At 45.6% G+C, this 11,455-nt stretch carries 12 protein-coding genes; 4 read left to right on the top strand and 8 right to left on the bottom strand.

The window, feature by feature from the left end; translation table 11 throughout:
* Nucleotides 1-235 precede the first annotated feature (235 nt).
* Entirely contained in the window at nt 236-727 is a 492-nt protein-coding gene (locus tag Q0G26_RS08085) for a prolyl-tRNA synthetase associated domain-containing protein (RefSeq protein ID WP_293829746.1), read from the bottom strand.
* 147 nt (nt 728-874) lie between these two features.
* On the opposite strand from Q0G26_RS08085, the gene Q0G26_RS08080 reads away from it, so the two are divergent.
* Complete coding sequence (locus Q0G26_RS08080) at nt 875-1,873, top strand: extracellular solute-binding protein (RefSeq protein ID WP_293829744.1); 999 nt, start codon at nt 875-877, stop codon at nt 1,871-1,873.
* 40 nt (nt 1,874-1,913) lie between these two features.
* Here Q0G26_RS08080 and Q0G26_RS08075 read toward each other — a convergent pair whose 3' ends face one another.
* The 3 genes from Q0G26_RS08075 to thiW are packed head-to-tail and all read right to left on the bottom strand — an operon-like array spanning nt 1,914 to nt 3,043.
* Nucleotides 1,914-2,246: a metalloregulator ArsR/SmtB family transcription factor gene (locus Q0G26_RS08075; RefSeq protein ID WP_293829742.1), complete on the bottom strand. Its 333-nt coding sequence runs from the start codon at nt 2,244-2,246 to the stop codon at nt 1,914-1,916.
* A 13-nt stretch (nt 2,247-2,259) separates the two neighbouring features.
* Nucleotides 2,260-2,550, bottom strand: a complete 291-nt coding sequence (locus Q0G26_RS08070; protein WP_293829740.1) for a hypothetical protein — start codon at nt 2,548-2,550, stop codon at nt 2,260-2,262.
* Nucleotide 2,551: 1 nt separating this feature from the next.
* On the bottom strand, nt 2,552-3,043 hold the full coding sequence (thiW, locus tag Q0G26_RS08065; RefSeq protein ID WP_293829738.1) for an energy coupling factor transporter S component ThiW: 492 nt from the start codon (nt 3,041-3,043) through the stop codon (nt 2,552-2,554).
* Nucleotides 3,044-3,195: 152 nt separating this feature from the next.
* Between thiW and Q0G26_RS08060 the strand changes: the two genes are divergently transcribed.
* Both Q0G26_RS08060 and Q0G26_RS08055 read left to right on the top strand, forming a co-directional pair.
* Nucleotides 3,196-4,338 (top strand): CoA transferase, encoded by a 1,143-nt coding sequence (locus tag Q0G26_RS08060; RefSeq protein ID WP_293829736.1) that lies wholly within the window; start codon nt 3,196-3,198, stop codon nt 4,336-4,338.
* 41 nt (nt 4,339-4,379) lie between these two features.
* Nucleotides 4,380-5,459, top strand: a complete 1,080-nt coding sequence (locus Q0G26_RS08055) for a M48 family metallopeptidase (RefSeq protein ID WP_293829734.1) — start codon at nt 4,380-4,382, stop codon at nt 5,457-5,459.
* Nucleotides 5,460-5,553: 94 nt separating this feature from the next.
* On the opposite strand, the gene Q0G26_RS08050 is transcribed toward Q0G26_RS08055, so the two are convergent.
* Entirely contained in the window at nt 5,554-6,501 is a 948-nt protein-coding gene (locus tag Q0G26_RS08050) for a dipeptidase (RefSeq protein WP_293829733.1), read from the bottom strand.
* A 189-nt stretch (nt 6,502-6,690) separates the two neighbouring features.
* On the opposite strand from Q0G26_RS08050, the gene Q0G26_RS08045 reads away from it, so the two are divergent.
* The gene (locus tag Q0G26_RS08045; protein ID WP_293829731.1) at nt 6,691-7,761 is read left to right on the top strand and encodes a PDDEXK nuclease domain-containing protein; all 1,071 of its coding nucleotides are present in this window, start codon (nt 6,691-6,693) and stop codon (nt 7,759-7,761) included.
* Between the two features lie 120 nt (nt 7,762-7,881).
* Here Q0G26_RS08045 and dcuC read toward each other — a convergent pair whose 3' ends face one another.
* The 3 genes from dcuC to Q0G26_RS08030 form a co-directional block, all read right to left on the bottom strand.
* Nucleotides 7,882-9,252: a C4-dicarboxylate transporter DcuC gene (dcuC, locus tag Q0G26_RS08040; RefSeq protein ID WP_293390007.1), complete on the bottom strand. Its 1,371-nt coding sequence runs from the start codon at nt 9,250-9,252 to the stop codon at nt 7,882-7,884.
* Nucleotides 9,253-9,405: 153 nt separating this feature from the next.
* Complete coding sequence (locus Q0G26_RS08035; protein ID WP_293829729.1) at nt 9,406-10,212, bottom strand: sirohydrochlorin cobaltochelatase; 807 nt, start codon at nt 10,210-10,212, stop codon at nt 9,406-9,408.
* A 111-nt stretch (nt 10,213-10,323) separates the two neighbouring features.
* Nucleotides 10,324-11,316, bottom strand: a complete 993-nt coding sequence (locus Q0G26_RS08030; protein WP_293829726.1) for a sirohydrochlorin cobaltochelatase — start codon at nt 11,314-11,316, stop codon at nt 10,324-10,326.
* Nucleotides 11,317-11,455: the final 139 nt, after the last annotated feature.

Below are 11,455 nucleotides of genomic sequence, written 5' to 3'. Positions count from 1 at the left end.
TATTTAAGTTGTAAAGAGTAATTTTACAGATTTTAGGGTGTTAAATTATTGAAGACCCCAAAACTTGACATAGAACCGTTTTTGTTTTAGAAAAAACGTGACAGATAAGGCGTGAAAAGTACGGAAAAACGTGACAAAAAGATTGTAAAAAGTGCGGAAAAACGTTACAAGTCCAGGATTATTTAGACGCAGAGAGGGCAGTCTTAACGCTCATTTTACGCAAGTATGCTTTTTCTTACATTTCTACCAGCTTCACTTTTACCTTCATTTCAGACAGCAATGAAAGCAAATCGCCAAAGGCAAGCCAGACAGTGGCAGTATTATTATTAGGGTGAATGCCAATGATGGTCGCTGGCGGGAGGTCTTTGCTGCTGACGAAGATAACGCTTTTGCTCTTATCGTTCAACAGGCCGAAGGGAGAAACCAGGCCTGATTGCAGTCCTAAATATTTTTCCAGACGCTCTGCCGAAGCGAAGCTGAGGCGGGAGCTTGTAAGCTTTGCGGCCAGCTGCTTAAGATCAACAGGCGTAGTTGCCGGAACAGTCAACAGAAAGTGCTGTTTGCCGCTGCTGTTGCGCAAAAATAAATTTTTGCAGATAACAGCGCCGGCAGGCATCTCCAGTGCATCAAGTTCTTCCATAGAATAAACCGGCCGATGTTCTGTATATGTGAAATGTATATGCTTGTTGTTAAGCAGAGCATAGATGCTATTTTTGTCGAAGCTCATAGGTAATCTCCTCACGGTAAGTTTTGTATGCTGATGCATTTCATTATAAAGCAGCATGCGCATTATGACAACCTGCGTACTTTCTAAATATGGAGAAAGCTTGGCGTTCATGCTATAATAATAGCATAGCGAAAGGCGGAAAAGATAATGCGAAAATTTATGATATACATTTTGATGCTGCTGGCTTTGCTCGCAGCAGGCTGCGGCAGCCAGCAGCCTCAGCCTAAGGAGCTGCAGCTCTGCAGCAGTATGGGCACCAGGCTGACGGAGGTTATTGCCGACAGCTACAGTAAGAATACGGGCGTAAAAGTAAAGATAAGCTATCTTCCGGGCGGCACGCAGCAGGAGCGTTTGGATTACCTGCGCAAGCACAAATTTGACGTATGGCTGGGTGGCACCAGTGAGGAATATTTTATGGCAGATGAGCAGCATATTCTGCAGCCTTATATCGCCAAGGAAGCTTACAAGGTGCCGGCAGAGCTGCGCAATCGCACCGGTCAATGGACGAGTCTTTATTTGAGCTATATTGCTTTGCTGAGCAACAAAAACAATCTGCATGCTTACGGCTTATATGCGCCGGAAACCTGGGATGAGCTTTTGGCACCGCAGCTTAAGGATGAGCTGGCTATTGCTGATTTTAATCTTGGTGGTGCCAGCTATGGCATGATTACCAGCATCTGGCAGTTGCGCGGCGGCGACCAGGCATTGGCTTATGCGGCTAAATTTAATGCACAGCAGCCGGTTTATACTAAAGGCTTTGGCGAGGCTGTGGACCTTGTCTATATAGGCAAAAAGACGGTTGCCATAGTGCCGTTGGATTATGCTTTGCAGATGGAAGCACGTCATCGTCATCTGTTTGCAACGGTAGTGAAGGACGCCAATCGTACAATGCTTACCGGTGCAGCCATTATGCGTAGTGCAGAGCATTCGGAGGAGGCGCGCGCCTTTTTGGATTTTCTGATGAGTGATGCGGGTGTAGAGCTTTTGCCTGCCAACGGTTATCACTATATGTGGCATGTAAAAAAATATCCCTACAATGATGGCCGCCGGGAGCTTATAGGCAATGTCCGCGTGCCGGTAGATGATTTGAGCTGGACCTCGGTTTATAAGAGTGAGATTATCCGCCAGTGGCGCAGTGCGCTTTAACAGCATAAAAAAATTGGCGCTTTTACAGCGCCAATAAATTTTATAAAACCTTATGTTTTACATGGTCCAGTGCCTGGTCGAAAAGACTGAGCACGTGGCTGTCATCCAGAGAATAGATAACCTCTTTGCCGTCCTTGGTAAATTTTACCAGGTTGGTGGCACGCAGCAGACGCAGCTGATGCGAAATAGCGGAATGTGTCATGCCAAGTGCATCGGCAATGCAGGTAACGCACATCTCCTGGTGTGCTAACAGGGAGAGAATGCGGATACGGGTGGGGTCACTGAGGACTTTAAAAATATCAGCCATGGGCTGGATATATTTTTCGTCATCGTTGCCAGGAAGCGGCAAGGTATGATTGTGGACGTGTGTCATTTTATCACCTACTTTACTTTTTATTGTTTAGACGCAGTCCTTTGTTAAAAAAGAATGCGAGTACTGCGTAATAAAAGAAGCCTCCGGTTGGAGTCTTGCTGATAAACCAAGTCGGAAAAAGGAAAAAGCTTACACTGAGAAAGAGCAGCTGCGGTAAACAGCTGAAAAGACAGCTAATGCCTTCCTCTTGCCATTTGCCCTTGATGTGCAACGCACTGAAGACACTGTAGCGTGAGGCAAAAACGCCGAAGCAGATGCCGCTGAAGGCATAGAGAAGGAAGTTGACAATTTCACCGAAGTTCATGTTACTTATCCTCTTTACTGCTGAGCTGTTTGAAAAAACCGGTCTTGAGCAACAGGCAGGCAATAATACTGCCGCCAATGGTGCTTACTAAAAACGGTGGGATGAAGAACCAGGCTACAGCCTTGCTGCCTAAAAGCAGGGTGGCCATAATCCAGGCGACGAAGCCGCCGATGATGCCAGTACCAAATATTTCGCCAGCCATAGCTGCTGTCAGTGTTTTGTAACGGCTGTAGGCCAGTCCTGCGAGTGCTGCGCCAATCATACTGCCGGGAAAGGCTAAAAGTGAGCCTGTGCCCAGCATGTTGCGCAGACAGGCAATGATAAAGCCAATTGCAACGGCGTAATCTGGTCCTAAAAGGACTGCACCCATAACGTTGATGGCGTGCTGCACAGGGAAGCATTTGGAGACACCTGCCGGGATATATATTAAATGAGCGCTCAGTGTGCCGATAGCAATTAAAAGCGCGGCGGATGTCAGTTTGCGGGTTTGCATATAAAAACCTCCATAGGAAAGTTATGTGTGGCTAACAATGATGTAACTATATTATAGCATTTAAATAGGTGTTTTGTGAACATATTTAAATGGATTTAGAAGAAAATCTTGCAGAATATAAAAACTTATTAAGCAGAACAGGAGTGATAAAGTTGGCTTTGTTAGAAGGTATTAAGGTTATTGATTTTTCCAAGTGGCTGCCGGGACAGTATTGCGGCATGCTGCTGGGCGATTACGGTGCAGATGTTATCAAAATTGAGGATTTGCAGGGTGATGCGACGCGTCGCTTCTGGCCTGAAAAAACTAAAGGCATGAGCTACTGGCATCTGATGCTGAACCGCAATAAGCGAGGCGTTGCCCTGAATCTTAAAAAGGATGGCGGACGTGATTTGTTGCTGAAGCTGCTGCAGGAGGCCGATGTTTTTCTGGAGGGCTTCCGCCCGGGATATCTGGCGCGCTATGGCCTCGATTATGACAGTGTGCATAAAATCAATCCGCGGCTTGTATACTGCTCGATTACCGGCTTCGGGCAGAAATCGCATAAGCCGGCGCACGATCTGAACGTTGTCGGTCTGGCTGGCCTGAATAATCTTGATGATGTTGGCAGAGCCTGCGTATCTGAGGTGCAGGTGAGCGCCGTAGGCAGCGGTCTGAATGCTTTAAGTGCGATTTCTATGGCGCTGTTGGCGCGCGAACGTACTGGCAAAGGACAGTGGCTTGATGTTAATTTGTATGCTACGGCACTGTCTATGCAGGTGACGGGCATCAGTGCTTTGTGGGGCTGCAGGGAAACAGGCGAAAAGCCCTTTGGCCGCATAGCACATTACTATAATATTTATCGTACCGCAGATGGCAGATATATGACGGTTGGTACTATCGAGCCTAAGTTCTGGCAGCGCTTCTGCGATTTAATCGAATGTCCTGAGCTGGAAAAACGCCAATATGATTTTGCGCATGAGGAGGAGGTGCAGCAGCTTGTGGCTGCTAAAATTGCCACTAAAACTCAGCAGCAGTGGCTGGAGCTTATCGGCGGCGCAGAATTTTGCGTAACGCCTGTGTGCAGCCTGGAGGAAGCACTGGACAGTGAACTGACGGCGCAGGAGCATATCCTGCAGGAAGCAGACAGTGACTTGGGGAATTTGCAGTATATCGGCGGTCCGGTGAAGTTCAGTGAAGATGTAAGTACCATTCGCATGCGAGCGCCTAAGCTTGGTGAACATACGCTGGATATTTTGCAGGAACTGGGATATAATGATAATGAAATCAGCGCTTTACATGAAGAGGGCGCAATCTAGGATTTTTTGATTGTAGTGTGTTTATGAAGCAGGAGGCCAATATGAGGAAGATAGTAAAGCTTTTTATGACATTTGTTTTTGCCTGCTGCCTGTTTGTAGGCGTTAACCCTGCAGAGGCGGGCTTAATCAGCAGAGAGCAGGAAATTGAAATGGGGCAGCAGACAGCGCAGCAGCTGGAGGCTCAATATGGTGTTTCGCAGGATTATGCGCTGCAGGAAAGAGTTAACCGCATCGGCCAAAGGCTGGCTAAGGTTTGCGGACGTGATGACATCACCTTTTCCTTTAAGGTGCTCAATAACAATGAGGTCAATGCCTTGGCCTGCCCCGGCGGCTTTGTTTATGTGTATAAGGGATTGATTGACTATATGCCGACAGATATGGAGCTGGCTGGCGTGCTTGGCCATGAGGTAGGACACGTAGCAAAAAAGCATACTGTCAATGCAATTGAAAAGCAAATGTGGACCTCCCTGATTCTGCTAGCTGCTACGCGTGGACAGGGCATGGGCCTTGTGCAGGCAGCACAGCAGGCGTTGTTTGCCGGTTACAGCCGTACAGACGAACGCGGTGCCGATAAGGAAGGCGTAAAGAACAGCATTGCAGCAGGTTACAATCCCTACAGCATGCTGATTACCGTGTGGAAGCTTGATGATTTGTCCAAGCAGGGCGGCGGCGCCAATTACGGTCTGTTCAGCAGCCATCCTGAGCCGGAGGAGCGTGTAAAGCGCGTTATGAAGCAGCTTAAGGAATATGATATTCATCCTGATGTTATAGTTAAGGATGACGACCATGCGACTGTTACCGAGGGCAATTGGACCTTTAACGTTGGGCAGAGCATTGGCAACACTAAGGGTAAATATCGTGCCTACATGCTTGCAGGCGGATTGTGGAACGTGCGTCAGCGCGGACCGGTCAACCCAAATCATTTTGTAGTTTATGATAACGGCAGTACGGCGGATATCTATTATGACGATATTCAGGTTTTCCGTCTGTATACGCAGGATGCAGGTGCTTTTGGCAGTGCCGGCGCTTATGCAGCAGCCTGTGCTGATATGCTGCGTGATTGGGCACAGATAGCTAATGCTAATGATGCTAAAGCTAAGAGCAGCACCAAAAAGAAATAAGCAGTTTCAGACAACAAATAAAGCCATACCCTGCTAAGCAATTTGCTTAGCGAGGTATGGCTTTTTAGTTGCGTTAATGCATGGAAGGTGTTTTTTACAGCACCTTTTGCAGCAGGTTCAGCACATTCTTATGGGTGATTTTTTCAACGGTGCTGGCGCTGTATTTTTTAGAAAGGTATTCGTAAACAGCGCTGTAATCCTGCACACCGTGCAGGTTATAGGGCGGATGACTGATGCCGTCAAAGTCACTGCCGAAGCCGATATGGTCATCATTGCCCATGAGGTTCAGCATGTAATCGATATGGCGGTAAATACTTTCGATGCAGGCATCGTTGTAATCGTGTTCTAAAAATTGACCGGCAAAGGTAACGCCGATGAGACCGTCATTTTCGTTGATTGCCAGAATCTGCTTGTCATCCAGGTTACGCGGATGCGGGCAAAGAGCCTTGGCATTGGAATGAGTTGCGATAATGGGCTTGCTGCTAGTCTCGATAACGTCCCAGAAGCCTGCGGGTGCGATGTGGGAAACGTCAACCAGCATACCGAGCTTGTTCATTTCGGCAACTACCTGACGGCCGAAAACGGTGAGACCGCCGCCGCTGCTTTCTTCGTTGACACCATCAGCAATATCGTTGCGGTTGCTCCAGGTGAGCGTCATAGCGCGCACGCCTAAGGCGTAGAGGCAACGCAGTGCTTCCAGGCTGCCGTCGATAGCGCCGCCCTCTTCGATGGCAAGCAATGTTGCAGCCTTGTGGTTGAGCACATCAGCAGCGTCCTCTTTCGTGAGCACCTGCAGCACATCGATGCCGTCTGCGTGAAGCTTCTTTACCTCCTGCAGGTATTTGTCCAGTAGCTGCAGGGTGTAGCGCAGACCACCGTAATAGCGGAATTCGCGTGTAGGTACGAAGATAGCACAGAATTGCAGGCCGCCGCCGAGAGCGATTTGGCGCTGAATATCAAAATGCTGATCGTTAGCGTAAAGGCTGGTGCCTTTCTTATATAATTCGGTAAGGGTGTCACAGTGACAATCACAGATAAACATAGGGAAAGCTCCTTTCGTTCGTTAATAATTTATATAATAATCATACACTGTTTTGGTATTAGAGTAAAGAGAAATGATGGTTAATATAGTTTATTATAATTGCATTCTAGCATTATATAAAAATAGTATTAGCACATAGATAAGTATGCTATAATTGTATTGAAGAATAAATTGACGGAAGGTGATGCTATGACAGACGAAAAAAATAAAATTGATTTTATAACAAGCAATGATATTTTATCGGATATGCGACATATTATTGAGCAGTCAAGAAATGATGCTTATAAAGCCATAAATGTTGCATTACTTAAGCGGAACTGGTTGATTGGTTATCGTATAGAGCAGGAAGTAATAAAAAATGGCAGTAGAGCAGAGTATGGTTTGCAGGTAATAAAAAAGCTTGCCAAGGATTTGACGGTAAAATATGGTAAAGGGTTTACTAAAACTAATATTTACTCATTTTATTCGTTTTATAAGGATTATCCGAACATTTTCCACTCAGCGAGTGGAAAATGTGAAAACTTATTGAGCTGGACTCATTATAGAGTATTACTTAGTGTGTCGGATAAAATAGCTCGTGCTTGGTATGAAAAGGAAGCATATGAGCAAACATGGTCTGTGCGTACCTTGCAACGTAATATAGACACACAATATTATTACCGGTTGCTGGCATCACAGAAAAAAGAGACTGTTATAGCAGAAATGCGCGAAAGAACCAGTGTTTATCAGCAGGATAAGCTGGAGTTTATTAAAAATCCTCTGGTAACGGAGTTCTTAGGGTTACAACAGGATGGTAGCTTCACAGAAAGTAAGTTAGAGGAGCGAATAATAACTAATTTGCAAAAATTTATTATGGAGTTGGGAAAAGGATATGCTTTTGTTGCCAGACAACAACATATTCATACGGACGAAGCAGATTATTATATTGATTTAGTGTTCTATAACTATATTTTAAAATGCTTTATTTTGATTGATTTGAAAGCAGATAAGCTTAGCTATCAGGATGTCGGGCAGATGGATATGTATGTTAAAATGTATGATGAATTTAAACGTCGTCCTGACGATAATCCAACACTCGGGTTGTTGCTTTGTGCAGAGACAAATGCTGATGTAGCTAAATATTCTATGTTGCATGGCAATGAGCAGCTTTTTGCAGCTAAATATAAGCTTTATTTGCCTACGGAAGAGGAATTACGTGCAGAGATAGAACGGCAGAAGGCAATTTTTTTCTTGCAGCAAAGTGAAAATGTAGATTGTTAAGGTAAAAGAAAAATATTTTAGCGTGGTTACAATAAACCCCCGCTGTTACACATTATTTGTGGAACAGCGGGGGTTATAATACTATAAAATTTTTACTTAACAGTTAACGCTGCTTGCTTCTTACCAACCGGTGTAGTAGTAGAAGAAGGTCATACCGATGGTAACGATCATAGCGCCGGCCATGGGGATTGCGGTGCGTTTTACCAGATCAAAGGAGGAAACGCCGCCCATACCGGAGGATACTACGATAACTGCGGTAATCGGGGAGCAGTTACGCATGATGGAAGCTGCAAAGTGCATCGGCAGCAGCATCAGTACCGGGTGCAGGCCGCTGTGCGCTGCAACTGCCGGAGTAAGTGCGGCGAATGCGAAGAAGGGAGCGTTGCCGCTGCCCATAACAATTGCGGATACAGCGATAATTGCTACCATAACCAGCATCATAGCCATCGGGCCGAAGCCTAAGTTTTTACTGCCGTCGATAAGAGTGGTGATAGCACCCATGGATACAAGGCCTTTAGCAAAGGTTTGGCCTGCAACAACCAGGGTAATAACGTTAGCCATCTGCATGCCTAAACCGTCAAAGAAGGTCTGAATATCGCCCAGAACCTTTTGACCGTCACGCCAACGGCCGTACTCGCACATAACACCGATAGTCATACCGATGAACATGGCCATAACGATGTTCATCTTAATAGTGGTAATCCAAAGAGAGCTGAAGGAAAGAATCAATGCCAGAGGAATTACCGGCAGGATAGCGTACCACATCGGTGCATTATCTGCTTCTTCTTCAATTTTTTCAACCTGCATCGGCTGCACGATATGGCCGTCGCGTTTATCCATATATTTCTGAGTCAGGTAATGCAGAACGCCTACAACTACAAAGGCTACAGCAACGATAGGAACCTGATAATGGCTCCAGTAAACTACAGGGTCAACGCCTGCGGTTTCGGCGGAGAGGATAGTACCGGTGTCACTGGGGCTCCAGTCGAAGCACAGAGTGGTTGCTACAGCAGCGGTTGCGGACAGACGGCTTACGCCCAAGCCCAACAGGATGGGGAACATAGTTACCATCAGCAGCATTGCCAGACCGGAGGCACTGTTGATGCACAGACCGATGAGCATGCCGATAATCCAGGTGCCGCTCATTACCAGATAGGGGGATTTTAAAGCCATCAACGGTTTGATGGTTAAACGTACTAAAGAGCGGGAAGCGCCGATTTTATCCATATATTTAGCAAAAGCGCCTACAGACATAATGTTCAGGCCAAGTTTGCCGACGTTAGAGCTGAAGGTTGCGCGGATAAATTCAAAGGCATCGAAAATTACGGAGCCTGTTGTTGCCTTAGCTCCTAAAATCTGGCTGTAACCCAGCATAGCAGCGATATACATCATAATAATACCGCCCATGAAGAGCACAGGCTGTGGTTTGTACTTTTTGTAAATCAAATAGCCAACCCAAAAAGTTATAATTGCAGAAATAACAATACCCAATTTTCATCATCCCTTTCTCTTATAGATTTATTTTACAAAAATTTAGGCAATTCCATTATAGCATAACTTTGTTGCATTAAGCAATAAAAAACCTGCATTCTTCCCCATGAAGGGGACAGAATGCAGGTTTTTTTAGTTAATTATTAATAAATGTCAATCTTCTAGAGACAAAACACGTAAAACATGTTGGATATAAATAGCCTGAATAGCTTTGGAACGGCCAAGACCGCACAGGTGGCCGGTTGTTTTGATGCCCAAAGCCTCAATCTGAGTCTTCCAACTGTCTTCCTCATCGCTGTACATATCGTTGTTGGCGTGATCGCCGGCAACAACCATCAGAGGATACATATGTACATGCTTATATTTGCGTTCCTGCAGCTTTTCGAGGACAGCTTCAAAATTAGGAGTATCCTCTTCTTCTACTGTTCCTACGATAACAGGGAAATTCATAGAGTCAAAGATTTCCTGCAGTTTAACGTAGGTATAGCCGTGCGCTTTATTGTTGTTGCGCGGTGTGCCGTGGCCCATCAGGACTACGCCTTCGTCTGCCGCTAGGGGCGGAATCTGAACGGCAATAGCTGCTGCTGCCAGTTTGTAGTCTTCATCGTTAACGATGAGAGGCTGACTGATAATAATTTTTTGGAATTTAGCGGTAAATTTTTCTTTGAGGCTGAGAATCTTCTGTTCGAATTCTTCACCATGCAGCAGATGCGTCGGCTGCAGTACTACCTCTTCGTAGCCTGCGTCTGCCAGCTTTTGCAGCACTGTTTCCGTATCGTCGATTTTAATACCGCGTTCAGCCAGACGTTTGCGGATAATTACGGAGGTAAAGGCACGATACTGGTCGTAGGCAGGGAAGGCTGCGGCCAAGGCCTGTTCAATGCCGCCGATATCGTGGGTTCTGGTTTCGTCGAAGGTGGAGCCGAAGCTGATAACCACCAGAGCTTTTTTGCTATCCATCTGTAGCACCTCTTCTTCCTGAATTAATTTATATTATAAAAATACTCTCCGCCCAGACAAGCGGACGGAGAGTAAAAAGGTGTGAAAGAAATGAATTACTTGGTCAGTAAATTATTTAGCTTCCAGAGCATCCCAAGAATCGTTTGCTCTTTCAACGAACAGTTTTTGTACTGCTGCGTTTTCGCCCAGACCGTGGATGTAGGTGTTAACCTTGAAGCCTTCGGCCTGCAGTTGAGATTTAAAGGAATCAGGCTCGTCACCGGCCATATCGTTGTTAGCATGGTCGCCTGCAACCATCATCAGCGGCATCAGAGTTACGTTCTTAATGCCTTTAGCTTTCAGTTGCGGAGTAACGGTGTCCAGATGCGGCCAGCCTTCTACGGAGAAGATGTAAGCGTTGGTGTAGCCAAGCTCATTCAGACGGTCTTGCATTACTGCATAGTAAGCATTGGACGGATGCGGAGTACCATGAGCCATGATCAGAACAGCATCTTTTTTGCCGAGTTTCGGGAATTGAGTAGAAACTGCTTTCATGGTTTCGGTAATATCGTCAGCTTGACCTTCCTGGCCTTGCCAATACATCAGCGGAGTACCGAAGGTCATTTTTTTGAAGTCATTTTTGTGCAGGTTATAAACTGCATCTTTGTATGCATATTCCATGCCCGGAATAATATCCAGAGAGGTCAGAGCAACACGGGTGTAGCCTTCAGCTTTCAGTTGAGCCAGAGCTTCTTCAGGTGTCGGAATGGTGAGACCTTCATGAGCTTTGATACGGTCAATAATAATATGAGAGGTGAAAGCAGTAACTACTTTTACACCAGGATGAGCAGCTTTAATAGCATCTACGGTTGCTTCGATAGTTTTAGCACGGCTGTCTTTAAAGGTGGTACCGAAGCTCATAACAACGATAGCGTCTTTATCAGGCAGGTTTGCCAGGGCCGGATTAACATTGGTTTTTACGCCGATTTGGGATGCCATGAGCAGAGCCGGGGTAGCGTCTTTAACTTCGTCGTTCAGTTGATATGCGGCATGGCTGGTAGCAGCAAAGCCTAAGAGGGCAGCGCAAGTCATAGATGCAACAGCAAATTTTTTCAGACTTTTCATTTTGAAAGCACTCCTTTGTATTCATAAATCATCAAAAATAGTAGAAGGTTGTTTTATAAACCTTACTTCTCTGTATTATATCACTTATAGTTGAGATGTCAACAAAAATAATAAGAATTGCTATTATGAAGTTGTAATA

It is taken from the genome of uncultured Phascolarctobacterium sp. (assembly GCF_934190775.1).
In the GTDB taxonomy this organism is placed as follows: domain Bacteria; phylum Bacillota; class Negativicutes; order Acidaminococcales; family Acidaminococcaceae; genus Phascolarctobacterium_A.
Note: the sequence above shows the minus strand (reverse complement) of the source record. Positions and strands in the feature narration are given on the sequence as shown.